The following is a 24,278-nucleotide window of genomic DNA, read 5'->3' on the forward strand; positions in this document are numbered from 1 at the left end:
GGCGATCGCAAGTGAAGAGGCCTGCTACGCTGCGCACTTTCCGCGACTTTCCTGATCCATGCGCATCGCCCTGGGCATCGAATACGACGGTACCGACTTCCTCGGCTGGCAGCGCCTGAGCCACGGCAGCACGGTGCAGGGCGCGCTGGAACAGGCCTTGTCGAAGGTGGCCGCACAGGCGGTCGAGGTGACCTGCGCGGGCCGCACCGATGCCGGCGTGCACGGCCGTTGCCAGGTGGTGCATTTCGATACGCCGGTGGAGCGCGCGATGCGCGGCTGGCTGCTCGGCGCCACCTCCAACCTGCCGCACAGTGTGGCGGTGCTGTGGGCGCAGCCGGTGGCCGACGATTTCCACGCGCGCTTTTCCGCGCGCAGCCGGCGCTACCGCTACACCATCCTCAACCGGCCGGTGCGCGCGGCACTGGACGCGCGCTACGTGACCTGGGAGCGCCAGCCGCTGGACGCCGAACGCATGCACGCCGCCGCACAGGCGTTGCTGGGCGAGCATGACTTTTCCGCGTTCCGTGCGGTGTCCTGCCAGGCCGCGCACCCGCGCCGCTGCGTGCTGGCGGCAGGCGTGCGGCGCGAAGGCGAGCAGGTGATCGTGGAGATCGAGGCGAACGCCTTCCTGCACCACATGGTGCGCAACATCGTCGGTTCGCTGCTGCCGGTGGGGCGCGGCGAGCAGCCGGTCGGGTGGGTCGCCGAACTGCTGGCGGGATGCAATCGCGAAGTGGCCGGGCCGACCGCACCGTCGTCCGGGCTGACCTTTCTTGGGCCGCGCTACGAGGTGCGCTGGGGCCTGCCGGCCGAGGTGAGCCAGCCATGACGCGCATCAAGTGCTGCGGCATGACCCGGGTCGAGGATGCGCTGCTGGCCGCGCGGCTGGGTGCCGACGCGATCGGCCTGGTGTTCACCGCGCGCAGCAAGCGGCGCGTTTCCATGCAGCAGGCTCGCGCGATCCGGCGTGCGTTGCCGCCCTTCGTGGATGCAGTGGCCCTGTTCATGGACGACGAGGCTGCCCTGGTCGAAGAAGTCATCACGACGGTGCAGCCGGACCTGCTGCAATTCCACGGCGACGAAACAGATGCCTGGTGCGCGCGGTTCGAACGCCGGTACCTCAAGGCCATCGCGATGGGCGACGGCGCAAGCGCATTGCCGCGCCTGCACGATTACCCCTGCGCTGCCGCGCTGCTGCTGGACGGCCACGCCGCGGGCGAGGCCGGCGGCAGCGGCAAGGCCTTCGACTGGTCGCTGCTGCCACGCGACCTCGCGCAGCCGCTGATCCTCGCCGGCGGCCTGCACGCCGGCAACGTGGGCGGCGCGATCCGCGCGGCGCGGCCGTGGGCGGTCGACGTGGCCAGCGGCGTGGAGTCGGCGCCGGGCATCAAGGATGGCGGCAAACTGCGTGATTTCATCGCGGCGGTGCGCGCCGCGGACGAGGGGGAAAGCAAGCCATGAGCGAAGGTTCCAGCACGGTGCCGACACCGGCCGCGATGGAGGAGTGCCGGGTCGATGTCGGTCATCCGTTCGACCCGCGCATCCTGGTCGACCGTGACCGCCCGCTGGCGATCCGCGGCTTGGTGCGCGACTGGCCACTCGTGCAGCTCGCGCTGCAGTCGGACACCGCTTTCGCGCAGCGGCTGGCGGAGCTGGACAACGGCACCGATGTCAGCACCCTGATGGTGGCGCCGGAGGCCGACGGCATCGTCGGCTACTCGCCGGATCTGGGCGAGATGAACTACCAGCACTTCAAGGTGCCGGTGACCATGGGCCTGCAACGGCTGGCCAGCTACAGCCGGCGGGAGAACGCGCCGGCACTGGTGATCCAGAGCGCCCGCGTGCGCGAATGCCTGCCGGGGCTGCTGGAAGACCACCGCCTGCCGTTCCTCGATCCCTCGGTGGAGCCGCGCCTGTGGGTGGGCAACAAGGCCACCACGCCCACCCATTTCGACTCGATGCGCAACATCGCCTGCGTGCTGTGCGGCGCGCGTCGTTTCACCCTGTTTCCCCCGGAGCAGTTGCCCAACCTGTACATCGGGCCGCTGGACTTCGCGCCCACCGGCGCGGCGATCAGTCTGGCGCGGCTGGACCGGCCTGATGACCCGCGCTACCCGCGCCTGAAGCAGGCGCTGGCCGCCGCGCAGGTGGCCGAATTGCACCCCGGCGACGCGATCTACATGCCGCCGCTGTGGTGGCACAACGTGGAATCGCTGCGGCAGCTCAACGCGCTGATGAACTACTGGTGGAGCCCGGTGGACGTGCCCGGCTACAACTCCGGCTATGCGCGTGCGGCGCTGTTCCATTGTCTGCTGGCTTTCCGCGAACTGCCGGCGACGGAACGGGAACAGTGGCGCAGGCTGCTGGACTACTACGTGTTCGATGGCGAGGAAGCCGTGGCGCACATCCCCGAGCATCGCCGTGGCGTGCTGGGGCCGCAGACACCGGAGGTCGTGGAAAAGCTGAAGGAAGGTGCGCGGCAGAATCTCTGACCGCGCCTGCTTTCATGCTTCTGCCAGTTCATGGCGCAACCATCCTGCCAGCGCATCGGCACGGGTGTCGCCGCTACGCGTGGTGACCAGCGCCCAGCGTGCGGACGTTTCGCGAAACCCCCAGGGCGCCAGCAGGCGGCCGCTGGCAAGATCGTCGGCCACCAGCGGTTGCGGTGCGATCGCCACGCCCAGTCCCGCTGCGGCCGCTTCCAGCAGGAAGTAGAGGTGGGGCAGGGCCTGGGTCTGCTGCAGCGATTCGGGTGGCAAGCCCATCGCGCGTGCCCATTCCGGCCAGGCCTGCGGACGCGAGGCGGTGTGCAGCAACGGTTCGTCGCACAGTGCGCTGGCCGCCTGCTCGCGCAGGCGTTCGGCACCGGGATAGCGCGGGCTGAGCACGGGGCCGATGCGTTCCGGCGCCAGTTCGTGCACCTGCCAGCCGGCGGGCCAGGGCGGCGCGGCCAGCAGCAGGGCCGCATCGACATCGGCCAGGTGCCCGGCGACGGGTTCTTCCTGCACGGCCAGGTGCAGGGTCAGTGCGGGCAGTTCGTGGCGCAGGCGTTCCAGCCGCGGGATCACCCAGCGCGCCAGCACGCTGCCGGAGCAGCCGAGCACGAAGGCCGCCGCGGCGCGGGCATGGCGCAGCTGCAGCCATGCTTCACGCAATTGCCCGAACGCGGCACTGCACTGCTCGCGTAACTGCTGGCCGATCACGGTGAGCACGACGCCGCGCCCCTGGCGGGCGAACAGCGGCTGGCCCAGTGCTTCCTCCAGCGCGCGCACCTGGCGGCTTACCGCGCCGTGGGTCACGTGCAGTTCCTGCGCGGCGAGGCTCATGCTGCCCAGCCGTGCGGCGGCCTCGAAGGCGCGCAGGGCATTCAGCGAGGGCAGGTCGCGATCCGACATGCTGTGATTTTAGCTCAAGTATCGAGGCGATCTTTTCGCTTTTTCACTCGCAGGCATGGCGTTAAGGTGTGAGCCTGTTGCTCAGCTTTCGTTGGAGTCGCCATGCCCGAGATCCGGGATTTCCACGCCTTCCCCGACGCCCAGGGGCGTTTCGGCAAGTTCGGCGGCAGTTACGTGGCCGAGACCCTGATGGCGCCGCTGGCCGAGTTGACCGCGGCCTACCTGCGCCTGCGCGAGGATCCGGCCTTCATCGCCGAACTGGACCGCGACCTCACCCACTATGTGGGCCGGCCCAGCCCGGTGTATTTCGCCGAACGGCTGACCAAGCACGTGGGCGGCGCGCGCATCCTGCTCAAGCGCGAGGACCTCAACCATACCGGCGCGCACAAGATCAACAACACCGTGGGCCAGGCGCTGGTGGCGCGGCACATGGGCAAGACCCGCATCATCGCCGAGACCGGCGCCGGCCAGCACGGCGTGGCCAGCGCCACGGTGGCGGCGCGGCTGGGCCTGCAGTGCGTGGTCTACATGGGCGCGGTGGACATCGAGCGGCAGAAGATCAACGTCTACCGCATGAAGCTGCTCGGCGCCGAGGTGGTGCCGGTGACCTCGGGATCGAAGACGCTGAAGGATGCGCTGAACGAGGCGATGCGCGACTGGGTCACCCACGTGGCCGACACCTTCTACATCATCGGCACCGTGGCCGGCCCGCACCCGTACCCGCTGATGGTGCGCGACTTCAATGCCATCGTGGGCCGCGAGGCGCGCGCGCAACTGCTGGAGCAGTACGGCCGGCTGCCCGACGTGCTGACCGCCTGCGTGGGCGGAGGCTCCAACGCGATGGGCCTGTTCCACGCCTTCTTGAATGACCGCGAGGTGCGCATCGTGGGCGCCGAGGCGGCCGGCGAAGGCATCGCCACCGGCCGCCACGCGGCCTCGCTGGCCGCGGGCCGGCCCGGCGTGCTGCACGGCAACCGCACCTATGTGCTGTGCGACGACGACGGCCAGATCACCGAGACGCACTCGATCTCCGCCGGCCTGGACTACCCCGGCGTCGGCCCCGAGCACGCCTTCCTCAAGGATGCCGGCCGCGCGGAGTACGTGGGCGTCACCGACGACGAGGCGCTGGAAGCCTTTCATCTGCTGTGCCGCACCGAGGGCATCCTGCCGGCGCTGGAATCCAGCCATGCGGTGGCGCAGGCGATCAAGCTGGCGCGCGAGTATCCGCCGGACGGCATCGTGCTGTGCAACCTGTCCGGCCGCGGCGACAAGGACGTGCATACGATCGCGGCGCGCGAAGGAGTGCAGGTATGAATCGCATCGACCGTCGTTTTGCAGCTCTCAAGGCCGCCGGTCGCGCTGGCCTGATTCCCTTCGTCACCGCGGGCGACCCCGCACCGGAACACGCCGTGGCGTTGATGCACGCGCTGGTCGAATCCGGTGCCGACCTGATCGAGCTGGGCGTGCCGTTCTCCGACCCGATGGCCGACGGCCCGGTGATCCAGCACGCCAGCGAGCGTGCCATCGCCAAGGGCGTGGGGCTGGCCGACGTGCTCGGCTGGGTGGCGCAGTTCCGCCAGCGCGACACGGCTACGCCGGTGGTGCTGATGGGCTACCTCAACCCGGTCGAGATCCGCGGCTACGAGCGTTTCGCCGCCGAAGCGGTGGCGGCCGGCGTGGACGGCGTGCTGCTGGTGGATTGCCCGCTGGAGGAAGCCGCCGTGCTGGCGCCGCTGCGCGGGGCGGGCCTGCGGCAGATCCTGCTCGCCGCGCCGACCACGGCGCCGGAACGCCTGGCGCAACTGTGCCAGGCGGCGGAGGGCTTCCTCTACTACGTCTCGTTCGCCGGCATCACCGGCGCCGCACGGCTCAGCACCACGGATATCGCCGCGCGCGTGGCGGACGTGCGTGCGCATGCGAACGCGCCGGTGGCCGTGGGCTTCGGCGTGCGCGACGCGGAAAGCGCGAAGGCCATCGCCGGTTTTGCCGATGCGGTGGTGATTGGCAGCGCGCTGGTGGAGCGGCTGGCCGGCGCGATGTCCGAGGCGGACATCGCGCAGCGGGTGCAGGCATTCCTGCCGCCGATCCGCGCCGCGCTCGACGCGCGCTGAAGTGCTTTCGCCCGTCATCCCGGCGCAGGCCGGGATCCAGTAGCGATCACTCCTGTTCGAGCCGTACGGTTGCTGGATCCCGGCCTGCGCCAGGATGACGACAAAGACACGTTCTAGCTATTCGAAGGGCGTCGGGCCTGCGCCAGTGGGCATACAGTTGATGCCACGGCCCCGTCAGCCCGCCTCGCGCGCGCGGATCAACGCCCAGACCTGCGCCGCGTCCGCCGGCGTGGCCGGGGTGTACACCACCATGCCGAGGTCGGGCCGGCCATCGACCGCGAAGGCCGAGTACTCCAGCGCGATCGGGCCGGCGTGCGGGTGGATCAGGTGCTTGCTGCCCTCGCCGAACTGGCGCACATCGTGGTCGCGCCACATCGCCGCGAACTCGGGGCTTTGCCGGCTCAGTTCGTCCACCAGCGACTGCACGCTCGCCGAAGCCCCGGCACGCACGGCGTCGGCGCGGAACACCGCCACCACGAAGCGCGCCGCGCTTTCCCAGTCGGGCTGGGCGGCGCGCACGCGCGGATCGCAGAACATCATCCGCAGCACGTTGCGCCGTTCCGGCGGCAGCGTGGCGTAGTCGGTCAGCACCGCGGTGGCGGCGCGGTTCCAGGCCACCACGTCCCAGGTGGCCGTCTTCACCATGGCGGGACTCCACTCGAGCGCGTCGAGCACGCGCTGCAGCCGCGGCGAGACGCCGCCGGCCTCGCGCTGACGCACCTCGGGCGGGTGGCCCAGGGCGAGCAGGAACAGGTGTTCGCGCTCCACCTCGGTCAGCAGCAGGGCGCTGGCGATGCGCTCCAGCGCGTCGGCCGAGGGCGCGCCGCCGCGGCCCTGCTCCAGCCACGTGTACCAGGTCGCGCTGACGTGGGCGCGCTGGGCCACTTCCTCGCGGCGCAGCCCGGGCGTGCGCCGGCGCGCCAGCGGCAGGCCGAAGGCGGCCGGATCGAGCCGGGAGCGGCGGTCGCGCAGGTAGGCGCCCAGCAGATTGGCGTTGGCTGGCAGGTCCATCCTGTTGGTTCCGTTACCCGTATGAACTCACTACTTTACCCGGATGGCGCCGACGCGGAGAGTGGCCTCCTTCCATCGCGGAACGGGAGTTGACCCATGCGTGTATTCGTTACCGGCGCGACCGGTTTCATCGGCTCGGCCATCGTCGCGGAATTGATCGGCGCGGGGCACCGCGTGCTCGGCATGACGCGCTCGGATACCGGCGCCCGGGCGCTGCAGGCCGCCGGCGCGGAAGCCTATCGCGGCGACCTGGCGGACCCGGACAGCCTGCGCCGCGGCGCCGCCCTGGCGGAGGGCGTGATCCACTGCGCCTTCGACCACGACTTCTCCAACTTCGTCGCCAACTGCGAGAAGGACCGTCGCGCCATCGAGGCGCTGGGCGCCGGGCTCGCGGGCAGCGGCCACCCGCTGGTCGTCACCTCGGGCGTCGGCATGGGGCAGGCGGCGCCGGACCAGCCCGCCACCGAGGACGTGTTCAACATCGACGCCCCCAACCCGCGCAAGGCGTCGGAGCTGGCCGCGGCGGCGGTGGCCGCCGCCGGTGCCAACGTGTCGGTGCTGCGCCTGCCGCAGGTGCACGACACCCGCCGGCACGGCCTGGTCAGCTACCTGATCGCGGTGGCGCGCGAGAAGGGCGTCTCCGCCTACGTGGGCGAGGGCAGCAACCGTTATTCGGCGGCGCACGTGTCCGACGTCGCGCGGCTCTACCGCCTGGCGCTGGAGCGGCACGCGCCCGATGCGCGCTACCACGCGGTGGCCGAGGAAGGGGTGGCGTTGCGCGACATCGCCGAGGCCATCGGCCGTGGACTGGGCGTGCCGGTGGCCTCGCTGCCGGTCGACGAGGCGGCGGCCCATTTCGGCTGGCTGGCGATGTTCACCGCGCACGACCTCTCCGCCTCCAGCGCCTGGACGCGGCAACAACTGGGCTGGCAGCCGGCCGGGCCCGGGCTGCTGGCGGACCTCGCCGGCCACTTCAACGGCTGAACGAACGACGCGGCGCGCGATGGTCCGGTCGTCGCGCCGGCCCCGCGCTCTCGCTCGTCCCGGCGCCACGCCGCTCTCCCGGAGGGAGCGGGGCGCGCTCGACTACCTCGCGCGTAGTCAGGTGCTTCGACTTCGATGATCTTTGCTGGGATTCCGGACAACGGCGTGCGCCGCGTGGCATTCCACACGCCCGCGTCCGGAGCGCCCGTCGAACTCGGCTAGAATGCGCGCTTCACCAGAGGCGTCATTATGAACTGGCTGCAGAAAATCATGACACCGCGTGCGCGCACGCAAAGCTCCAACGGTGGCGGCAAGGGCAAGGTGCCCGAGGGCGTGTGGGAGAAGTGCGCCGGCTGCGGCTCGGTGCTGTACAAGCCGGAGCTGGAGCGCAACCTGATGGTCTGCCCCAAGTGCGGCCACCATCACGCCATCCGTGCGCGCGCCCGGCTGCTCGCGCTGCTCGACGAGAATTCGGCGCAGGAGCTGTGGCCGAGCATGGAGGCCACCGATCCGCTGAAGTTCCGCGACTCCAAGAAGTACCGCGACCGCATCGTCGCCTCGCAGAAGTCCAGCGGCGAGAAGGACTCGCTGGTCGCGATGAGCGGCCGGCTGAAGGGTCGCCCGCTGGTCGCCACCGCGTTCGAGTTCGGCTTCGTCGGTGGCTCGATGGGCTCGGTCGGCGGCGAGAAGTTCGCCCGCGCCGGCGAGCGCGCGCTGGCCGAGAAGAGCGCCCTGGTGTGCTTCGCCGCCAGCGGCGGCATGCGCATGCAGGAAGGCCTGTATTCGCTGATGCAGATGGCCAAGACCTCGGCCGTGCTGGCGAAGCTGCGCGATGCCGGCGTGCCCTACATCAGCGTGCTGACCAACCCGTCCACCGGTGGCGTCTCCGCCAGCATGGGCATGCTGGGCGACATCAACATCGGCGAGCCGAAGGCGCTGATCGGCTTCGCCGGTCCGCGCGTGATCGAGCAGACCGTGCGCGAGACCCTGCCCGAAGGCTTCCAGCGTTCCGAGTTCCTGCTGGAGCACGGCGCGATCGACCTGATCGTCGACCGCCGCGAGATGCGCGACAAGCTGGCCGACCTGCTCAACCTGCTGCAGAAGGCGCCGCGCGCGGCGTGAGGCTTTCCTGCATCGCGCGACACGATGCCGCCTCCGGGCGGCATCGTCGTTTCCGCGGCAGGGTTTTCCACAGCGGGTGTTGATGCCTGCCGAACAAAGCTGTGGACAAGCCGCATTCGCGGCTTTGCCGACAGGCACTTGGCACGCGTTGATGAATTTCTGCGCAGGACCTCCCGCATTTTCCACAGCGATTGTGGAAGCACGCGGGCAAAGCCTGTGGATAGGTGCGCCAAGTGCCTGATGCGGAAGCCCCGCGCGACGCCGTGCGGAAGAATCGCTCAGGCGAGCATGGCCACGGCGTGCCCCAGCCACAACGACAACGCGCCGAGCGCACCGCCGATGCCGATCGCGGCGAGCACGTCGCTGGGATAGTGCAGGCCGAGCACCACGCGCGACGTGGCGATCAGTACGGCGAACGTCACCAGCAGGGGCGCCAGCAGCGGGTACCAGGCCAGTGCCACCACGGTGAAGCCCACCGCCTGCAAGGTATGGCCGGACGGGAAGCTGAATTCATCCAGCGGCGGCACGTGCGCGATCACGCCGGGGCAGGCGCGGAACGGGCGTGGCCGGCGCGTGTGCCGTTTCAGCAGGCGGTAGAGCAGCAGGGCTGCCAGCCCGGTGACCGCCATGTGCACGGCGGCGAGCAGGCCGCGCCGGCCATCCAGCACGACCAGGGTGAGCATCAGCGCGTACCAGAACAGGCCGTCGCCGAGCCGGCTGACGACGCCGAAGAACGCACCCACCGCGCGCCGCGTGCCCCAGCGGTTCGCCGCCACGCAGACCCGGAGGTCGAAGGCGTAGCGTGGTGCTTCAGGCGTGGACGATGACGGTATCGTGCCCATGGTCGCGCTCCTCGGCCAGTTCGCGCAGCAGGGTTTCGAATTCGCGGATCACCGCATCTGGCGACAGTCGCGCCATGCTCTCGTGCGCGTGGCGCCCCATGTGGCGGATCAGGCCGGGGCTGCCCGCCAGCTTGACCGTTGCCTCCACGAAGGCGGCCGCATCGCCGCCGGCAATGCAATAGCCGTTGTAGTTGTTGCGCAGATGCTCGCGCGCCGCGCCCTCGCGATAGGCCACCACCGGCAGGCCGCTGGCCAGCGCCTCAAGGATCACGTTGCCGAAGGTCTCGCTGAGGCTGGGAAAGGGGAACAGATCCGCGCTGGCGATGTGCCGCGCCAGCGCCTCGCCACGCTGCAGGCCGGCGAAGACGAAGTCCGGATGCGCCGCCTGCAGCGCGGCGCGCGCCGGGCCGTCGCCCACCCACACGTAGCGCATCGCAGGCAGTTGCTGCTGCGCGGCGCGGAAGGCCTGCACCGCCAGCTCGAGATTCTTCTCCGGGGCGATGCGGCCCACGTACAGCATCACCGGCGTGCCGGCATCGACGCCCCATTGCACGCGCAGCGCCGGGTCGCGCCGGCCAGGATGGAACAGGCGCGTGTCCACCGCGCGACGCAGCAGGCGCGCATTGTCCACGCCGAGCCCGGCGAGCTCCTGCGCCAGCGCGTCGGTGGGCACGAGGGTGGTGGCGGCACGGCGATGGAAGCGGCGCAGGTGGCCGCGCACCAGTGGCGTGAGCCAGCGCAGCCCGTAATGGCCGGCGTAGCTGTCGAAGCGCGTGTGGAAACCGGTCGCCACCGGAATGCGCAGGGCGCTGGCTGCACGCAGCGCCGATCCGCCCAGCGGGCCTTCGGTGGCGACATAGACCGCATCGGGACGCTCCTGCGCCCACCGTTCGCGCAAGGCCTTCCCGGCCGGCAGGCCGAGCCGCAGGCCGGGATAACGCGGCAACGCCACGCCACGCGTGAGCAAGGTGTCGAAGCCGGGCTCGGCTACGCTCCGCCGTGTCTGGCGCGGCCGCACCACGTCGATGGAGTGCCCGCGCGCTGCGAGCCCGGCGGCGAGCCCGTGCACGGTGAGCGCCACGCCGTTGATCTCGGGAGGCCAGGTTTCGCTGACGATGCCGATGCGCATGACGGTGGCCCTCGCGTGGTCTGCGTGCAGCTTCGTCCTGCAGCTTTGCGCGCGGGTGGCGGCTGCATGACGCGGCGATGACGGCGGCCTGCACGGGCTTGCCGGCGCGGCTGGCTTGCCCGTTCATCCCTCGCGGGAGGCATGCCCGCCGTGCCCCGGCCATGCATGCGCCGCGGCGGGAGCGGGGCGACGCAAACCACGTCCGGTTCGCTGCCGGTGCCGGAGCGGATCACCATGCACGGGAACACTCAGCGGCCGAAATACACCGACACGCCGAGGCCCGCCTCCCACTCGTCGGCGTGGCCGGACAAGCGGTGGCGCGCGCTGGCGTCCAGCTGCACGCGCGGCGTGACCAGCCAGGCCACGCCGGCACCGGCCTGGCTGCCCTGGCCGTCCACGGCATCGTGCAGCCATGCCGCCTCGGCATAGACATTCAGCGCGGGCGTCAGTGCGTAGCCGTCGTCCAGCGCCAGCAACTGGCTGTCGTGGCCGCCGGCGCGCACGTCCTGCAAGTACAGCCCCGCGGTGTTGCGTGCGTTCCATTGCCAGTTGAAGTCGGCGCCGAGCAGGTATTGCCGTTGCGGGTTGTGCAGTGCGCGCGTGCCGTCGGTGAATTCCACGCTGCCCAGCAGACCCCAGCTGAAGGCGCCGGAGGCGGGCAGGGCGAACTTCATCCCCAGCGAAGTGTCGCCGCGGCCACTGGCATGCTCGCTCGTGCCTGCGCCGCTCAAGTGCAGTTCGTTCCAGGAGCTGCCCAGCTGCAGCTCCAGTGGACCGCCGAGGCCGAGGCGCAGCAGGCCGTCGGTGCTGTACTGCGCGCTGGATGTGCCGCCGTCGTGGCTGCGGGTCCAGTCGGGCAACCCCTGCTCGTACGTCACCGCCCCGGCCTGCAGCACGGCAGGCGCGAAGCCCAGGCCGGGGCGGTCGTAACCGGGGTTGCCGTCCGCATGCGCGGTGGCGGCGAGGCCGAGTGCAAGCAGGCCCGCCAGCGGCATGCCAAGGTGCGCGGCGCCGTATCGGCTAAAATCCGTCGCTTCGCTCCGCGTCCCCTTGAAGAATCCCATGACCGTTCGCACCCGTTTCGCCCCCAGTCCCACCGGTTTCCTGCACATCGGCGGCGCGCGCACCGCCCTGTACTGCTGGCTGGAGGCGCGCCGCCGCGGCGGTGAATTCCTGCTGCGCATCGAGGATACCGACCGCGAGCGTTCCACGGACGAGGCCGTGCAGGCGATCCTCGACGCGATGGCCTGGCTGGATCTCTCCGCCGACGAGGCACCGGTGTACCAGACCCGGCGCCTTGCCCGCTACCGGGAAGTGGCCGAGCGCCTGCTGGCCGAGGGCAAGGCCTACTACGCCTACGAGAGCAAGGAGGAGATCGAGGCGATGCGCGAGGCCGCGATGGCGAAGGGCGAGAAGCCCCGCTACAACGGTTTCTATCGCGACCGCAACGAGCCCTGTCGCGACGATCCCAATCGCGTCATTCGATTCAGGAACCCGCTGGAAGGATCGGTGGTGTTCGAGGACAAGGTGAAGGGCCGGGTGGAATGGGCCAACGCCGAGCTGGACGACCTGGTGATCTTCCGCTCCGACGGCTGGCCCACTTACAACTTCGCCGTGGTGGTGGACGACATCGACATGGGCATCACCGAGGTGATCCGCGGCGACGACCACGTCAACAACACACCGCGCCAGATCAACATCTACCACGCGCTGGGCGCGCCGGTGCCGGAGTTCGCGCACCTGCCGATGATCCTGGACAAGGATGGCAAGAAGCTCTCCAAGCGCACCAATTCGGTGAGCGTGATGGAGTACCGCGAGGAAGGCTACCTGCCGCACGCGATCCTCAATTACCTCGTGCGGCTGGGCTGGTCGCACGGCGACCAGGAGATCTTCTCGCGCGAGGAGATGGTGAAGCTGTTCGACGTGGCCGACGTCAACAAGGCCGCCTCGCGCTTCGACACCGAGAAGCTCAACTGGCTGAACCAGCATTACCTCAAGACCGAGGACCCCGCCGCGCTGGCGCCCGAGTTCGCGTGGCACCTGGCGCGCGCCGGAATCGACGTGGCGCATGGCCCTGCGCCCGCCGAGGTGATCGTGGCGTTGCGCGACCGTGTGCACACGCTGAAGGAAATGGCCGAGCGCGCGAAGATCTGGTACGGCCCGATCACCGAGTGGGACGACAAGGCCGTCGCCAGGCACCTGAAGAACGACAGCGCCGTTGCCGTGCTGGAAGAGGCCAGGGGCTTGCTGGCCGCCGTCGAGTGGAAGCCGGAAACTATCCACGGCGTGATCGAGCAGGTGGCCGCGAAGCTGGAACTGGGCATGGGCAAGATCGCCCAGCCGTTGCGCGTGGCGATGACCGGCACCCAGGTGTCGCCGTCGATCGACCACACCATCTACCTCGCCGGGCGTAACGAGGCGCTGAAGCGCATCGACCACGCGCTGGCCCTGGCGCGCGGCTGAGGGCGCCGGCGGACAGGGCGACCCATGCACGAGCTGCTTGCCCGCGCCATGCAGGGCGTCGATCCGGACGCGCCGGGCGCGTTCTGGCGGGTGTTCCTGAATCTCTGGGCGATGGTGCCCTGGGGCGCGCTGTTCTGGTGGAACCTGGTCTTCGTGGCGGTGGGCGCGCTGCTGGGCTGGTGGCGCGGGCGTTTCTGGGAAGGGGTGGCCTGGGCCTGGCTGCTGGGGCCGATCGGCTGGCTGGTGCTGTGGCTGCGCACGCGCCGCCGGTCGCGCGCCGTACCGCCGCCGCTGCCGCATTGACTTGCCGGCCTGTGGCCGCATCTCAGCGTGTATGATCGTCCGCGAGGAGAGCCCCTTGGCCCACGACGCCGCCAGCAAGCCGCACGCCCACCATGCGCATCACCATGACGCTAAGGGCTTCGTGCGCGAGGTGGCGCATGTCAGCGAGCAGCGTGGCCTGCGCCTCACCCCGCTGCGCATGGAGGTGCTGGAGCTGGTCGCCGCCGCGGACAAGCCGGCGAAGGCCTACGACCTGCTCGACCAGTTGCGCGAGAAGCACGGCAACGCGGCGCCGCCCACGGTGTATCGCGCGCTGGATTTCCTGCTGGAGCAGGGCTTCATCCACAAGCTGGAATCGATCAACGCCTACGTCTCCTGCCATCACCCGGCCGAGGCGCACCAGGTGCCCTTCCTGATCTGCGATGTCTGCTCCGGCGCCGAGGAAGTCTGCGACGAGCGTGTCGCCGAGTTGATCGAGGCGCAGGCCAGGGCGCTGGGTTTCCGCGCCCAGGCGCAGACCCTGGAAGTCCACGGCGTCTGCAAGCGCTGCCACAAGCCCTGAACGCCATCCCCGGGCAGCGCGCGCCGCTTGTGCAACTCAATTGTTATAAAGTAACATTGCCTACATGGACAGGATCGCAAGCTCCGCCGAAGCCGACAGTCTGCTGCTGGACCCCGTGACGATGGGGCCTGCCGTCGTGGACGATGCGCCGAAGGCGGCGGGCTGGTGGCATCTGGCTGACCGCGTGGGCGCCACCGCCTCGTTCCTGTGCGCGATCCACTGCGCGCTGCTGCCGTTCGTGCTCACCGTGCTGCCGCTGCTCGGCCTGGGCTTCCTGGCAGGGCATCGCTTCGAGCGCGGCTTCGTGATGTTCGCCGCGACGCTGGCGCTGTTCGCCCTGGCCGGTGGCTATCGCCGGCATCGTCGGCCGCTGCCGCTGCTGCTGGCCGTGCCGGGGTTGCTGCTGTTGCTGCTTGGCGTCACCTGGGCCACCGACTATTCGATCGTCGTGCACAGCGTGATGGTCACCTGTGGTGGCCTGCTGGTGGCTTCGGCGCACTTCGTGAACCTGTACATCGACCGCCGGCATGCGCATGCGGAGGCGCATGTGCACGGCCCGCAATGCGTGCATTGAGTTGCGCGCGGAGCCAGAGACCATGCGGCCTGCCCCCACGATCCTCGTCGTCGGCGCGTCGCGCGGGTTGGGCGCGGCCATGGCTGCCGGATTCCTCGACCGTGGCTGGCATGTCATCGGCACGGTGCGGGCCGGAACCCGGACCGCGTTGCATGATCTGGCGGAGCAGCACCCGGGGCGCGTCGAGGTCGAAACGCTCGACATCAACGAGGTGGAGCAGATCGCCGCCCTGCGCGGGCGCCTTGCCGGCCGCGCGCTCGACATCCTGTTCGTGAGCGCGGGAACCACCACGCACGACCAGCGCGTGCGCATCGGCGACGTGGCGACGGAAGAATTCGTCCGCGTGATGGTGACGAACGCGCTCGGCCCGATGCGCGTCATCGAGGCGCTGCAGGATCTCGTGCCGGCGGACGGGTTGATCGGAGCGATGTCGTCGGGGCAGGGCAGCATCGCGAACAACGAAACCGGGATGCGCGAGGTCTATCGCGGCAGCAAGGCCGCGCTGAACATGTTCATGCGCAGCTTCGCGGCACGCGAGGCCGCGAATCCGCGCGCCATGGTGGTGCTTGCGCCGGGATGGATACGCACCGAGCTGGGCGGTCCGGATGCGCCTTTCACGATCGAGGAGAGCGTGCCGCTGCTGGTCGATCTGCTGATCTCGAAGCGCGGGGTGCCGGGCCTGCAGTATCTAGACCGTTCCGGCCGGGACGTTCCGTGGTGAGCGCGTGCACGGAAACCCGTGCGGTGATTGTGTAACGCCAGCCGCGCTTCCTAGCATCTGCGCATGAGCAACCCGCATTCCTGCCGACACGATCATCCGCATCCGGCGACGGTGCACGATCACGATCTTGACCACGCGCCGCCTGTCGGCGCGCGCGGCCGCAAGCTGCTCGTGGCCTTCCTGCTGACCACGCTGACCATGCTGGCCGAGGTGGTCGGCGGCCTGTGGTCGGGCTCGCTGGCCCTGCTCACCGACGGCGGCCACATGATGGTGGACGCGCTGGCCCTGCTGATGGCCTTCGTCGGCGCGCGCCTGGCGCTGCGGCCGGCCGACGCGCGGCGCAGCTACGGCTACGGGCGGATGGAAGTGCTGGTCGGTTTCGTCAACGCGCTGAGCCAGTTCGTGCTGGTGGCATGGGTGGCGTGGGAGGCGGTCCAGCGCCTGCTGCATCCGGGCGCGATCCTGTCGGGCCTGATGCTGGCCGTGGCCATCGTCGGCCTGCTGGCGAACCTGCTGGTGCTGCGCAGCCTGCACGGTCATGCGCACGACGACGTGAACCTGGCCGGCGCGACCCTGCATGTGCTGGGCGACCTGCTCGGCTCGGTGGCCGCGGTGCTGGCCGCGCTGGCGATACGCTGGTTCGGCTGGCTGTGGGCCGATCCGCTGCTGTCGCTGCTGGTGGCGGTGCTGATCCTGGTCAGCGCGTGGCGCCTGCTGCGCCGCTCCGCCCATATCCTGCTGGAAGGCGTGCCGGACGGCATGGACAGCGCGGAGGTGGAGGCTGCGCTGCGCGGTGCGGATGCCTCGATCCGCGGCATCCATCACCTGCACGTGTGGCAGCTGGCCTCCGGTTCGCGCATGGCCACCCTGCATGCCGAGCTGCACGACCCGGCCGCCGCCGCGCAGGCGCTGCGCGCGATCCATCGCCTGCTGGGAGAGCGCTTCGGCATCCAGCACGTCACCGTGCAGATCGACCCGGAAGCCTGCCTCGACCAGCCGCGGGGCTGCGCCGGCCACGGCTGAATCCGGTCCGGCCAGCTCCGGCACCGTCTATGGCGCCGGGGCTGGCGCTGCTATCATGGCGGGCCATCACGCATCGAGGAGATTCCCATGGGCAAGGGCGATCGCAAGACCCGTCGCGGCAAGACCTATCGCGGCAGCTACGGCAACACCCGCGTGCACGGCGCGCAGCCGGCGGTGGTCGGCGCCAAGCCGACCGTGACCAAGCCGGCCGCCGCGAAGAAGGCCGCGCCGAAGAAGAAGTCGGCCTGAGTCTGTCCGGCACGTTCCACGAAGAACCCCGCCTTGCGCGGGGTTTTTTGTGCCCGCCATTCCTCGCGACCGTCCCATGGACCATCGCTGGTGCGGTGCCGGCATCGCTCGCGGCGGATTTGCGGGCGCTTTGCGGCTGCTGCGTCGACCGGCGGGTCTGCCGTGACGGCGCGCTGAACGCGGCCCGGCGCCCGACGCTTGCACCGGGTGCCGATGCTCCCTACAATGCCGATCCATTGTACTAATGCGCTAATACATTATGAAACGTCGATCGCTGGATCCCGAGACGCCCGTCGAGTCGGCGGAGCAGAGCCTGTGCCAGGCGCTGCTGTCGCTGAAGGACGAGGGGGAGATGGATGCCTTCCTGCGCGACCTGTGCACGCCGGCCGAGCTGGAGGTGCTGGTGGATCGCTGGCGCGTGGTGCCCTACCTGCTGGACGGCGTGGCCTATCGAGAGATCCACGAGCGCACCGCGGTGAGCATCACCACGATCGGTCGCGTGGCGCGCTTCCTCACCCAGGGCAACGGCGGCTACCTGGCGGCCGCGGCGCGCGCCTCGCGCCGCCGCGCGGTGGCGAAGAAGGTGCGCGCATGAAGCCGCGCGACCGCCTGCGCATCGCGATGCAGAAGTCCGGCCGGCTCACCGAGCCGGCGCTGGAACTGCTCAGGCGTTGCGGCCTCACGTTCCGGCAGAGCCGCGACAAGCTGTTCTGTTTCGGCGAAGGCGAGCCGGTGGACCTGCTGCTGGTGCGCGACGACGACATCCCCGGCCTGATCGCCCAGGGCGTGTGCGAGCTGGGCATCGTGGGTCGCAACGTGCTCGACGAATTCCGCCTCACGGCGGGGCTGGAGAGCGAGCCGCTGGCCGAGTTGCGGCCGTTGGGCTTCGGGCGCTGCCGGCTGTCCATCGCGGTGCCGCAGGAATTCGACTACCGCGAGCCGGCGCAACTGGCGGGGCAGCGCATCGCCACCTCGTATCCGGGCCTGCTCGGCGCATGGCTGCGCGAGCGCGGCGTCGAGGCCGGCGTGGTGACCCTGGCCGGTTCGGTGGAGATCGCGCCGAAGCTGGGCACCGCGGACGCGATCTGCGACCTGGTGCAGAGCGGCGGCACCCTGGTGGCGAACCAGCTGCGCGAAGCCGACGTGCTGCTGGAAAGCGAGGCGGTGCTGGCCGGCCCGCAGGCGCTGCCGGCGGACGAGCGTGGCGACCTGGCCGAGCTGTTGCTGAAGCGGCTGGACGGCGTGATCCAGGTGCGGGAATCGCGCCTGCTGCTGTTGCAGACCCCACGCCATGCGCTGGATGCGGTGACCCGGCTGCTGCCCGGCGGCCCGCAGCCGACCCTGCTGCCGGTGGCCGGCCAGCCCGACCAGTTGATGCTGCAGGCGCTGTGCGCGGGCGAAGTGAGCTGGCGCCAGCTGGAAGAGATCAAGAAGGCCGGTGCGCGCGAAATGTTCGTGCTGCCGGTGGAAAAGATGCTGGCATGAAGAGTCCCAAGGCATGAAACGGATCGACTGGAACGCGCTCGATGAACCGGGCCGCAGCGAGGCACTGGCGCGCCCGGCGCAATCGCGGGCGGCGGTGTTGCGCGACGGCGTGGCCCGCATCATCGTGGACGTGCGTGCGCGCGGCGACGCGGCCCTGCGCGAGCTGAGCGCGAAATACGATCGCTGCGCGCTGACGGAACTCGAGGTCGCCGATGCCGAGTTCATGGCTGCCGAAGCCGCGCTCGATCCCGCCCTGAAGGCGGCGATCCGCGAGGCCGCCGGCCGCATCGAGGCTTTCCATCGTGCGACCGCGCCGCAGCCGGTGGGCGTGGACACGGCGCCCGGCGTGCGGGTGGAACGCATGCTGCGGCCGATCGGCCGCGTGGGACTGTACGTGCCGGCGGGCAGCGCGCCGCTGCCGTCCACCGCGCTGATGCTGGGCGTGCCCGCGCGCATCGCCGGCTGCCGCGAGGTGGTGCTGTGCTCGCCGGCCCGCGCCGATGGACGCTGCGATGCGGCGGTGCTGTATGCCGCGCGCCTGGTCGGCGTGCACAAGGTGTTCAAGCTGGGCGGCGCGCAGGCGATCGCGGCGATGGCCCATGGCACGGCTTCCGTGCCGAAGTGCGACAAGCTGTTCGGCCCCGGCAACGCCTGGGTCACCGAGGCCAAGCTGCAGGTCTCCTCCGATCCGGACGGCGCGGCGATCGACATGCCGGCCGGTCCGTCCGAGGTGCTGGTGATCGCCGACGTGGCGGCTAATCCCGCCTTCGTCGCCGCCGACCTGCTGTCCCAGGCCGAGCACGGGCAGGATTCGCAGGTGATCCTGCTCAGCGACTCGGCCGCGCTGCTGGACCGCGTGGAGCGGGAGGTCGAACGGCAATGCGCGGAACTGCCGCGCGCGGAGATCGCCCTGCAGGCGCTGGCGCAGAGCCGGCTGATCGCCGTGGCCTCGCTGGCGCAGGCGGTCGAGGTGAGCAACCGCTACGCACCCGAGCACCTGATCCTGCAGGTGACGGCGCCGCGGCGCCTGCTGGACGGCATCGACAGCGCCGGCTCGGTGTTCCTGGGCGCATGGACGCCGGAGTCGGTGGGCGACTACTGCAGCGGCAGCAACCACGTGCTGCCCACCTACGGCCATGCGCGCAGCTACAGCGGCGTGTCGGTGGCGAGCTACCAGAAACAGATCACGGTGCAGGAGCTCAGTGCCGACGGCCTGCGCGGCATCGGGCCGTGCACCGCCACGCTGGCGGCGGCCGAACAACTGGAGGCGCACCGCCGCGCGGTGACGCTGCGACTGGCCGAACTGGAGTCCATGACATGAGTGTGCTCGATCTCGCGCGGGCGGAAATCCGCGCCCTGCAGCCGTATTCCTCCGCACGCATGGAGGCCAGCGGCGGCGAGCTGCTGCTGAACGCGAACGAATCCGCATGGGAGCCCACCGGCGACGGCGGCACGGGCTGCAATCGCTACCCGGAACCGCAGCCGGCGGCCCTGGTGGATGCGCTGACCCGCCTGTACGGCGTGCGTCGCGAACAGCTGCTGGTGGGCCGCGGCAGCGACGAGGCGATCGACCTGCTGGTGCGCGCGTTCTGCCGCGCCGGACGCGACGCGATCCTGGTGCAGCCGCCCACCTTCGGCATGTACGCGGTGTGCGCGCGCATCCAGGACGCCGGCGTGGTCGAAGTGCCGTTGCGTGGCGACTTCAGCCTGGACGTGGACGCCGTGCTGGCCGCGCTGACGCCCGCGGTGAAGCTGGTGTTCGCCTGCACGCCGAACAATCCCGCGGGCAGCGTGGTGCCGCGCGCCGACATCGAGCGGCTGGCGCAGGCGCTGGCCGGCCGTGCGCTGCTGGTGGTGGACGAGGCCTACGTGGAGTTCGCCGACGAAGGTAGCGTGGTCGACCTGCTCGATCGCTACGACAACCTTGCCGTGCTGCGCACGCTGTCCAAGGCCTGGGCGCTGGCCGGTGCGCGCATCGGCTGCCTGCTGGCGCATCCGGACGTGGTGGCCCTGCTGCGCCGGATCATGCCGCCGTATCCGTTGCCGCTGCCCAGCGTGAACGCGGCCCTGCTCGCGCTGTCGGGCTGGGGACAGGCGAATGCGCGGGCGCACATCGGCGTGGTGCGCGCCGAACGCGCACGCATGCGCGCGGCCCTGGCCCGCCTGCCGGGCGTGCGTGCCGTGCTGGCCTCGCAGGCGAATTTCCTTGCCGTGCGGTTCGACGATGCCGGCGCCGCGTATCGGCAACTGTACGAGGCCGGCATCGTGGTGCGCGACGTGCGGCGCCATCCCGGTCTGGACGATGCCTTGCGCATCACCGTCGGCACGCCGGAGGAGAACGATCGTGTGCTGGTTGCGCTGGGGGTTCCCATGCAGGCGCGAGGGGCGGCATGAGCGCTCGTCGCATCCTCTTCGTCGACCGCGACGGCTGCCTGATCGAGGAACCGGCGGACGAGCAGATCGACAGCTACGAGAAGCTGGCCCTGCTGCCTGGCGTGATCGCCGCGCTGCAGCGCTTCGTGGCCGCCGGCTACGAGCTGGTGATGGTGACGAACCAGGACGGACTCGGCACGGGCAGTTTCCCGGAGGCGCATTTCAGCGGCCCGCACGAGCTGCTGCTGCGCATCCTGTCCTCGCAGGGCATCGGTTTCCGCGAAGTGCTGATCGACCGCAGCTTTCCGCACGAGGGCCGCGACACGCGCAAGCCCGGCACCGGCCTGATGCGCGGCTGGCTCGCCGACGATGGCTGGAGCCGCGCGGCGTCGCTGATGGTGGGCGACCGCGAGACCGACCTGCAGTTCGCCGCCAATCTCGGCGTGCGCGGCTTCCGGGTGGGGCCACAAGGCATGGCCTGGGACGAACTGGCACACCAGGTGCTGGATGCGCCGCGTGTCGCCGGGGTGGTGCGCAACACCCGGGAGACCCGCATCACCGTGCGCGTCGACCTGGACAAGGTGGCGGAGCCGAAGGTGCACACCGGCCTGGGCTTCTTCGACCACATGCTGGAGCAGATCGGCAAGCATGGCGGCTTCGCGCTGCAGCTCGCCTGCGACGGCGACATCCACATCGACGAACACCACACCATCGAGGACTGCGGACTGGCGCTCGGTCAGGCCTTGAAGCAGGCGCTGGGCGACAAGCGCGGCATAGCCCGCTACGGCTTCTGCCTGCCGATGGACGAGAGCGCGGCGGAAGCGCGGCTGGATCTTTCCGGTCGCCCGTACTTCGTGTTCGAAGGCGGCTTTCCGCGCGAGCGCGTGGGCGAACTGGCGGTGGAGATGGTGCCGCACTTCTTCCGTTCGCTGTGCGAGACGCTGGGCGCGAACCTGCATCTGTCGGTGCGCGGTGACAACGCGCACCACATGGTCGAGGCCTGTTTCAAGGCGGTGGCGCGCACGCTGCGCCAGGCGATCCGCCGCGAGGGCGACGAGCTGCCCAGTACCAAGGGGACGCTGTAATGAGCGTCGTGCTGGTCGATGCGGGCGGCACCAATATCGGCTCGGTGCGCTACGCGCTGCAGCGGCTGGGCGCGGATGCGGCGCTGACTTCCGATGCCGCGTCGATCCGCGCCGCCGACAAGGTGATCCTGCCGGGCGTGGGCGCGGCAGGACCGGGCATGGCGCGGCTGCGCGAGCTGGACCTGGTCGAACTGCTGCGCTCGCTGAGCCAGCCGGTGCTGGGCGTGTGCCTGGGCATGCAACTGCTGTGTGCGCATTCGGACGAAGGCGACACCGAATGCCTCGGCCTGATCCCGGCCACGGTGCGCCGCTTCGCCGGGCGGCCGGGCCTGCGCGTGCCGCACATGGGCTGGAACGGCTTGTCCGTGCAGCAGGAACACCCGCTGCTGAGCGGACTGGACGAGGGCGGCCAGGCGTATTTCGTGCACAGCTATGCGGTGCCCGTGGGCGAATGGACGCTGGCCAGCGCGGACTACGGCGAACCGTTCTCCGCCGTGGTCGCACGCGGCAACTTCCACGGCATGCAGTTCCACCCCGAGCGTTCCGCCGCCGTCGGCGCCAGGCTCCTCAAGAACTTTCTCGAACTATGACGAGAGCCCTATGACGTTTGCGGTCATTCCCGCCATCGACCTGCGCGAAGGTCGCGTGGTACGCCTGAAGCAGGGCGACTACGCGCAGCAGACCACCTATGCCGACGACCCGCGCGCGCTGGCGCAGCGCTACGCCGAGGTCGGGGCGCGCTGGCTGCACCTGGTGGACCTCGACGGCGCACGCTCCGGCACGCTGGACAACCTGGCGGTGATCGCGGCGATCGCCAGGGACGGCATGCAGGTGCAGGCCGGTGGCGGCGTGCGCGAGGATGCCGACCTGCGCCGGTTGTTCGATGCCGGCGTTACCCGCGTGGTGGTGGGCAGCGTGGCGATCCGCGATCCCGAGCGGGTGGCCGGCTGGCTGCGCGACCATGGCGCCGAACGCATCACGCTGGCGCTCGACACCCGCTGCATCGACGGGCGCTGGAGCCTGCCCAGCACGGGCTGGACCGAAACCGAGACGCGCACCCTGGACGAACTGGCGCCGTGGTATGCCGCACAAGGTGCGCGCCACCTGCTGTGCACCGACATCGACCGTGACGGCATGCTGGCCGGCTTCAACCTCGACCTGTACCGGCATCTCGCCGCCAGCGTGCCGCAGCTCGCGGTACAGGCCTCGGGCGGCGTGCGCTCGCTGGACGACATCCGCGCGGCGCGCGCAGCCGGCGCACGCGGCGTGATCCTGGGACGCGCCCTGCTGGAAGGCCGCTTCAGCGTGGCGGAGGCGCTGGCATGCTGAGCCGCCGCATCATCCCCTGCCTCGACGTGCGCAACGGCCAGGTGGTCAAGGGCGTGCGTTTCCGCGACCACGTGGCGATGGGCGGCATCGTGGATCTCGCGCTGCGCTATCGCGACGAGGGCGCCGACGAGCTGGTGTTCTACGACATCACCGCCAGCCCGGAGGGACGCAGCGTGGACCGCGGCTGGGTGGAGAAGGTGGCGCGGGTGATCGACATCCCGTTCTGCGTCGCCGGCGGCATCCGCTCGGTGGACGAGGCGCGCGCCGTGCTGCACGCCGGCGCGGACAAGGTGTCGGTGAACTCGCCGGCACTGGAGCGACCGGCGCTGATCGACGAGCTGGCCGCCGCCTTCGGCGTGCAATGCGTGGTGGTGGGCGTGGATTCGCTGCGCGACGCCGACGGCGAGTGGCGCGTGCGCCAGTACACCGGCGATCCGTCGAAGACCCGCGTGCTGGCGCGCCGCACGCTGGACTGGGTGGTCGAGGCGCAGCAGCGCGGCGCCGGCGAAATCGTGCTCAACTGCATGGGCAGCGACGGCGTGCGGCAGGGCTACGACCTCGAACAGCTCGGGGCGGTGCGTGCCATATGCCATGTGCCCTTGATCGCATCGGGTGGTGCGGGCACGCCCGGGCATTTCCGCGACGCCTTCGTCGAGGCCGACGTGGACGGTGCATTGGCCGCGAGCGTGTTCCACGCCGGCGCGATCGCGATTCCCGGACTCAAGCGTTACCTGCAAGGGCAGGGCGTGGCGGTGCGAGCACCTTAGCTCGTCATTCCGGCGCAAGCCGGAAGCCAGTGACTTTCGCATGGCGATAAAGCTTCGAAGGCACTGGATTCCAGCTTGAGACGGAATGACGGCGAAAATGAATTCCCGGCATGTCTTGGCGGGCGCATACGGCAGCAGGTATCCCAATGAGCGACATCCAGACCGATCTCGCGCGCCTCGACTGGCCCAAGGGCGACGGCCTGCTGCCGGCCATCGTGCAGCACTGGCTGAGCGGCGAAGTGCTGATGCTGGGCTACATGAACGCGGAGGCGCTGGCGGAAACGCGGCGCAGCGGCCACGTCACGTTCTGGAGCCGCAGCAAGCGGCGCTTGTGGACGAAGGGCGAAAGTTCCGGTCACGTGCTGGTGCTGAAGTCCATCCGCGTCGATTGCGACGCCGACACCTTGCTGGTGCAGGCCGAGCCGTACGGGCCGACCTGCCACAACGGCACGTCCAGTTGCTTTGGCGACGACGTGCGCCCGGCGCCGGGCTTTCTCGGCGAACTGGACGCGTTGGTGGCGCAGCGCCATGAGCAGCGTCCGCAAGGCAGTTACACCACCAAGCTGTTCGAAGGCGGCATCCGCCGCATCGCGCAGAAGGTGGGCGAGGAGGGCGTGGAAAGCGCACTCGCCGCGGTGGCGCAGGGCGACGAGGAACTGCTGGGCGAGGCGGCGGACCTGCTGTTCCACCTCACCGTGCTGTTGCGTGCTCGAGGGCTGTCGCTGGCCGATGCCGTGGGCGTACTGGCGCGGCGCCACGCCGGGCAGTGAC

General features: G+C 70.3%; 28 protein-coding genes. 23 read left to right on the forward strand and 5 right to left on the reverse strand.

Going from position 1 to position 24,278, the window contains the following annotated elements; translation table 11 throughout:
* The first annotated feature begins 58 nt into the window (after nt 1-58).
* The 3 genes from truA to ABQJ56_RS02620 are packed head-to-tail and all read left to right on the forward strand — an operon-like array spanning nt 59 to nt 2,492.
* Entirely contained in the window at nt 59-829 is a 771-nt protein-coding gene (gene truA / locus ABQJ56_RS02610) for a tRNA pseudouridine(38-40) synthase TruA (protein WP_367843438.1), read from the forward strand.
* Entirely contained in the window at nt 826-1,461 is a 636-nt protein-coding gene (locus tag ABQJ56_RS02615; protein WP_367843439.1) for a phosphoribosylanthranilate isomerase, read from the forward strand. Before truA ends, ABQJ56_RS02615 begins: the two co-directional genes overlap by 4 nt.
* On the forward strand, nt 1,458-2,492 hold the full coding sequence (locus ABQJ56_RS02620; protein WP_367843440.1) for a cupin-like domain-containing protein: 1,035 nt from the start codon (nt 1,458-1,460) through the stop codon (nt 2,490-2,492). The genes ABQJ56_RS02615 and ABQJ56_RS02620 overlap by 4 nt, the downstream gene beginning before the upstream one ends.
* Nucleotides 2,493-2,504: 12 nt before the next feature.
* On the opposite strand, the gene ABQJ56_RS02625 is transcribed toward ABQJ56_RS02620, so the two are convergent.
* Nucleotides 2,505-3,395, reverse strand: a complete 891-nt coding sequence (locus ABQJ56_RS02625; RefSeq protein ID WP_367843441.1) for a LysR family transcriptional regulator — start codon at nt 3,393-3,395, stop codon at nt 2,505-2,507.
* 102 nt (nt 3,396-3,497) lie between these two features.
* Here ABQJ56_RS02625 and trpB point away from each other — a divergent pair, with 102 nt between their 5' ends.
* On the forward strand, nt 3,498-4,709 hold the full coding sequence (gene trpB / locus ABQJ56_RS02630) for a tryptophan synthase subunit beta (protein WP_367843442.1): 1,212 nt from the start codon (nt 3,498-3,500) through the stop codon (nt 4,707-4,709).
* The gene (gene trpA / locus ABQJ56_RS02635) at nt 4,706-5,506 is read left to right on the forward strand and encodes a tryptophan synthase subunit alpha (protein WP_367843443.1); all 801 of its coding nucleotides are present in this window, start codon (nt 4,706-4,708) and stop codon (nt 5,504-5,506) included. Before trpB ends, trpA begins: the two co-directional genes overlap by 4 nt.
* A 174-nt stretch (nt 5,507-5,680) precedes the next feature.
* Here trpA and ABQJ56_RS02640 read toward each other — a convergent pair whose 3' ends face one another.
* Nucleotides 5,681-6,517: a helix-turn-helix transcriptional regulator gene (locus ABQJ56_RS02640; RefSeq protein ID WP_367843444.1), complete on the reverse strand. Its 837-nt coding sequence runs from the start codon at nt 6,515-6,517 to the stop codon at nt 5,681-5,683.
* Between the two features lie 96 nt (nt 6,518-6,613).
* Between ABQJ56_RS02640 and ABQJ56_RS02645 the strand changes: the two genes are divergently transcribed.
* Nucleotides 6,614-7,501, forward strand: a complete 888-nt coding sequence (locus ABQJ56_RS02645; protein ID WP_367843445.1) for an SDR family oxidoreductase — start codon at nt 6,614-6,616, stop codon at nt 7,499-7,501.
* 249 nt (nt 7,502-7,750) lie between these two features.
* Nucleotides 7,751-8,623, forward strand: a complete 873-nt coding sequence (accD, locus tag ABQJ56_RS02650) for an acetyl-CoA carboxylase, carboxyltransferase subunit beta (RefSeq protein WP_367843446.1) — start codon at nt 7,751-7,753, stop codon at nt 8,621-8,623.
* Nucleotides 8,624-8,901: 278 nt separating this feature from the next.
* Here accD and ABQJ56_RS02655 read toward each other — a convergent pair whose 3' ends face one another.
* The 3 genes from ABQJ56_RS02655 to ABQJ56_RS02665 form a co-directional block, all read right to left on the reverse strand.
* Complete coding sequence (locus tag ABQJ56_RS02655; RefSeq protein ID WP_367843447.1) at nt 8,902-9,465, reverse strand: phosphatase PAP2 family protein; 564 nt, start codon at nt 9,463-9,465, stop codon at nt 8,902-8,904.
* Nucleotides 9,434-10,594, reverse strand: coding sequence for a glycosyltransferase family 4 protein (locus ABQJ56_RS02660; protein WP_367843448.1), 1,161 nt, complete (start codon nt 10,592-10,594; stop codon nt 9,434-9,436). Before ABQJ56_RS02660 ends, ABQJ56_RS02655 begins: the two co-directional genes overlap by 32 nt.
* Before the next feature lie 248 nt (nt 10,595-10,842).
* Nucleotides 10,843-11,589, reverse strand: coding sequence for a transporter (locus tag ABQJ56_RS02665; RefSeq protein WP_367843449.1), 747 nt, complete (start codon nt 11,587-11,589; stop codon nt 10,843-10,845).
* 67 nt (nt 11,590-11,656) lie between these two features.
* On the opposite strand from ABQJ56_RS02665, the gene gltX reads away from it, so the two are divergent.
* The 16 genes from gltX to hisIE all read left to right on the forward strand — a co-directional run bounded on the left by gltX (nt 11,657) and on the right by hisIE (nt 24,277).
* Nucleotides 11,657-13,057 carry a glutamate--tRNA ligase gene (gene gltX / locus ABQJ56_RS02670; protein ID WP_367843450.1) on the forward strand — a complete coding sequence of 467 codons (1,401 nt, stop codon included), beginning with the start codon at nt 11,657-11,659 and terminating at the stop codon, nt 13,055-13,057.
* A gap of 24 nt (nt 13,058-13,081) precedes the next feature.
* Entirely contained in the window at nt 13,082-13,360 is a 279-nt protein-coding gene (locus ABQJ56_RS02675; RefSeq protein WP_367843451.1) for a hypothetical protein, read from the forward strand.
* A 31-nt stretch (nt 13,361-13,391) separates the two neighbouring features.
* A complete protein-coding gene (locus ABQJ56_RS02680) occupies nt 13,392-13,901 on the forward strand; it encodes a transcriptional repressor (protein WP_367843452.1) in 510 nt (169 codons plus the stop codon).
* A 121-nt stretch (nt 13,902-14,022) separates the two neighbouring features.
* Nucleotides 14,023-14,475, forward strand: a complete 453-nt coding sequence (locus ABQJ56_RS02685) for a MerC domain-containing protein (RefSeq protein ID WP_367843703.1) — start codon at nt 14,023-14,025, stop codon at nt 14,473-14,475.
* Nucleotides 14,476-14,497: 22 nt separating this feature from the next.
* Nucleotides 14,498-15,196 carry an SDR family oxidoreductase gene (locus ABQJ56_RS02690; protein ID WP_367843453.1) on the forward strand — a complete coding sequence of 233 codons (699 nt, stop codon included), beginning with the start codon at nt 14,498-14,500 and terminating at the stop codon, nt 15,194-15,196.
* A 63-nt stretch (nt 15,197-15,259) separates the two neighbouring features.
* Nucleotides 15,260-16,219: a cation diffusion facilitator family transporter gene (locus tag ABQJ56_RS02695; protein ID WP_367843454.1), complete on the forward strand. Its 960-nt coding sequence runs from the start codon at nt 15,260-15,262 to the stop codon at nt 16,217-16,219.
* A gap of 87 nt (nt 16,220-16,306) precedes the next feature.
* A complete protein-coding gene (locus tag ABQJ56_RS02700; protein ID WP_077483554.1) occupies nt 16,307-16,468 on the forward strand; it encodes a 30S ribosomal protein THX in 162 nt (53 codons plus the stop codon).
* 259 nt (nt 16,469-16,727) lie between these two features.
* The gene (locus ABQJ56_RS02705) at nt 16,728-17,063 is read left to right on the forward strand and encodes a YerC/YecD family TrpR-related protein (protein WP_367843455.1); all 336 of its coding nucleotides are present in this window, start codon (nt 16,728-16,730) and stop codon (nt 17,061-17,063) included.
* A complete protein-coding gene (gene hisG / locus ABQJ56_RS02710) occupies nt 17,060-17,953 on the forward strand; it encodes an ATP phosphoribosyltransferase (RefSeq protein ID WP_367843456.1) in 894 nt (297 codons plus the stop codon). The genes ABQJ56_RS02705 and hisG overlap by 4 nt, the downstream gene beginning before the upstream one ends.
* A 13-nt stretch (nt 17,954-17,966) precedes the next feature.
* Complete coding sequence (gene hisD, locus ABQJ56_RS02715) at nt 17,967-19,274, forward strand: histidinol dehydrogenase (protein WP_367843457.1); 1,308 nt, start codon at nt 17,967-17,969, stop codon at nt 19,272-19,274.
* The gene (hisC, locus tag ABQJ56_RS02720; RefSeq protein ID WP_367843458.1) at nt 19,271-20,347 is read left to right on the forward strand and encodes a histidinol-phosphate transaminase; all 1,077 of its coding nucleotides are present in this window, start codon (nt 19,271-19,273) and stop codon (nt 20,345-20,347) included. The genes hisD and hisC overlap by 4 nt, the downstream gene beginning before the upstream one ends.
* The gene (gene hisB, locus ABQJ56_RS02725; protein WP_367843459.1) at nt 20,344-21,411 is read left to right on the forward strand and encodes a bifunctional histidinol-phosphatase/imidazoleglycerol-phosphate dehydratase HisB; all 1,068 of its coding nucleotides are present in this window, start codon (nt 20,344-20,346) and stop codon (nt 21,409-21,411) included. Before hisC ends, hisB begins: the two co-directional genes overlap by 4 nt.
* Nucleotides 21,411-22,001 (forward strand): imidazole glycerol phosphate synthase subunit HisH, encoded by a 591-nt coding sequence (gene hisH, locus ABQJ56_RS02730; RefSeq protein ID WP_367843460.1) that lies wholly within the window; start codon nt 21,411-21,413, stop codon nt 21,999-22,001. The genes hisB and hisH overlap by 1 nt, the downstream gene beginning before the upstream one ends.
* A 10-nt stretch (nt 22,002-22,011) precedes the next feature.
* The gene (hisA, locus tag ABQJ56_RS02735) at nt 22,012-22,740 is read left to right on the forward strand and encodes a 1-(5-phosphoribosyl)-5-[(5-phosphoribosylamino)methylideneamino]imidazole-4-carboxamide isomerase (protein WP_367843461.1); all 729 of its coding nucleotides are present in this window, start codon (nt 22,012-22,014) and stop codon (nt 22,738-22,740) included.
* On the forward strand, nt 22,734-23,507 hold the full coding sequence (gene hisF, locus ABQJ56_RS02740) for an imidazole glycerol phosphate synthase subunit HisF (RefSeq protein ID WP_367843462.1): 774 nt from the start codon (nt 22,734-22,736) through the stop codon (nt 23,505-23,507). The genes hisA and hisF overlap by 7 nt, the downstream gene beginning before the upstream one ends.
* 146 nt (nt 23,508-23,653) lie before the next feature.
* The gene (hisIE, locus tag ABQJ56_RS02745) at nt 23,654-24,277 is read left to right on the forward strand and encodes a bifunctional phosphoribosyl-AMP cyclohydrolase/phosphoribosyl-ATP diphosphatase HisIE (protein ID WP_367843463.1); all 624 of its coding nucleotides are present in this window, start codon (nt 23,654-23,656) and stop codon (nt 24,275-24,277) included.
* Nucleotide 24,278: the final 1 nt, after the last annotated feature.

The sequence above is a fragment of the Rhodanobacter geophilus genome (assembly GCF_040812275.1).
GTDB lineage: Bacteria > Pseudomonadota > Gammaproteobacteria > Xanthomonadales > Rhodanobacteraceae > Rhodanobacter_A > Rhodanobacter_A geophilus.

Excerpts from the sequence above, each read along its gene's own strand:
- hisIE (WP_367843463.1), top strand. The coding sequence starts at position 23,654 with ATGAGCGACATCCAGACCGATCTCGCGCGCCTCGACTGGCCCAAGGGC.
- ABQJ56_RS02685 (WP_367843703.1), top strand. The coding sequence starts at position 14,023 with ATGGGGCCTGCCGTCGTGGACGATGCGCCGAAGGCGGCGGGCTGGTGG.
- ABQJ56_RS02645 (WP_367843445.1), top strand. The coding sequence starts at position 6,614 with ATGCGTGTATTCGTTACCGGCGCGACCGGTTTCATCGGCTCGGCCATC.
- ABQJ56_RS02660 (WP_367843448.1), bottom strand. The coding sequence starts at position 10,594 with ATGCGCATCGGCATCGTCAGCGAAACCTGGCCTCCCGAGATCAACGGC.
- ABQJ56_RS02615 (WP_367843439.1), top strand. The coding sequence starts at position 826 with ATGACGCGCATCAAGTGCTGCGGCATGACCCGGGTCGAGGATGCGCTG.
- trpB (WP_367843442.1), top strand. The coding sequence starts at position 3,498 with ATGCCCGAGATCCGGGATTTCCACGCCTTCCCCGACGCCCAGGGGCGT.
- hisA (WP_367843461.1), top strand. The coding sequence starts at position 22,012 with ATGACGTTTGCGGTCATTCCCGCCATCGACCTGCGCGAAGGTCGCGTG.
- ABQJ56_RS02625 (WP_367843441.1), bottom strand. The coding sequence starts at position 3,395 with ATGTCGGATCGCGACCTGCCCTCGCTGAATGCCCTGCGCGCCTTCGAG.
- hisG (WP_367843456.1), top strand. The coding sequence starts at position 17,060 with ATGAAGCCGCGCGACCGCCTGCGCATCGCGATGCAGAAGTCCGGCCGG.
- ABQJ56_RS02665 (WP_367843449.1), bottom strand. The coding sequence starts at position 11,589 with ATGCCGCTGGCGGGCCTGCTTGCACTCGGCCTCGCCGCCACCGCGCAT.
- ABQJ56_RS02620 (WP_367843440.1), top strand. The coding sequence starts at position 1,458 with ATGAGCGAAGGTTCCAGCACGGTGCCGACACCGGCCGCGATGGAGGAG.
- trpA (WP_367843443.1), top strand. The coding sequence starts at position 4,706 with ATGAATCGCATCGACCGTCGTTTTGCAGCTCTCAAGGCCGCCGGTCGC.
- truA (WP_367843438.1), top strand. The coding sequence starts at position 59 with ATGCGCATCGCCCTGGGCATCGAATACGACGGTACCGACTTCCTCGGC.
- gltX (WP_367843450.1), top strand. The coding sequence starts at position 11,657 with ATGACCGTTCGCACCCGTTTCGCCCCCAGTCCCACCGGTTTCCTGCAC.
- ABQJ56_RS02675 (WP_367843451.1), top strand. The coding sequence starts at position 13,082 with ATGCACGAGCTGCTTGCCCGCGCCATGCAGGGCGTCGATCCGGACGCG.
- ABQJ56_RS02695 (WP_367843454.1), top strand. The coding sequence starts at position 15,260 with ATGAGCAACCCGCATTCCTGCCGACACGATCATCCGCATCCGGCGACG.
- hisD (WP_367843457.1), top strand. The coding sequence starts at position 17,967 with ATGAAACGGATCGACTGGAACGCGCTCGATGAACCGGGCCGCAGCGAG.
- ABQJ56_RS02705 (WP_367843455.1), top strand. The coding sequence starts at position 16,728 with ATGAAACGTCGATCGCTGGATCCCGAGACGCCCGTCGAGTCGGCGGAG.
- ABQJ56_RS02690 (WP_367843453.1), top strand. The coding sequence starts at position 14,498 with ATGCGGCCTGCCCCCACGATCCTCGTCGTCGGCGCGTCGCGCGGGTTG.
- ABQJ56_RS02680 (WP_367843452.1), top strand. The coding sequence starts at position 13,392 with ATGATCGTCCGCGAGGAGAGCCCCTTGGCCCACGACGCCGCCAGCAAG.
- hisF (WP_367843462.1), top strand. The coding sequence starts at position 22,734 with ATGCTGAGCCGCCGCATCATCCCCTGCCTCGACGTGCGCAACGGCCAG.
- hisC (WP_367843458.1), top strand. The coding sequence starts at position 19,271 with ATGAGTGTGCTCGATCTCGCGCGGGCGGAAATCCGCGCCCTGCAGCCG.
- hisB (WP_367843459.1), top strand. The coding sequence starts at position 20,344 with ATGAGCGCTCGTCGCATCCTCTTCGTCGACCGCGACGGCTGCCTGATC.
- accD (WP_367843446.1), top strand. The coding sequence starts at position 7,751 with ATGAACTGGCTGCAGAAAATCATGACACCGCGTGCGCGCACGCAAAGC.
- hisH (WP_367843460.1), top strand. The coding sequence starts at position 21,411 with ATGAGCGTCGTGCTGGTCGATGCGGGCGGCACCAATATCGGCTCGGTG.
- ABQJ56_RS02655 (WP_367843447.1), bottom strand. The coding sequence starts at position 9,465 with ATGGGCACGATACCGTCATCGTCCACGCCTGAAGCACCACGCTACGCC.
- ABQJ56_RS02640 (WP_367843444.1), bottom strand. The coding sequence starts at position 6,517 with ATGGACCTGCCAGCCAACGCCAATCTGCTGGGCGCCTACCTGCGCGAC.
- ABQJ56_RS02700 (WP_077483554.1), top strand. The coding sequence starts at position 16,307 with ATGGGCAAGGGCGATCGCAAGACCCGTCGCGGCAAGACCTATCGCGGC.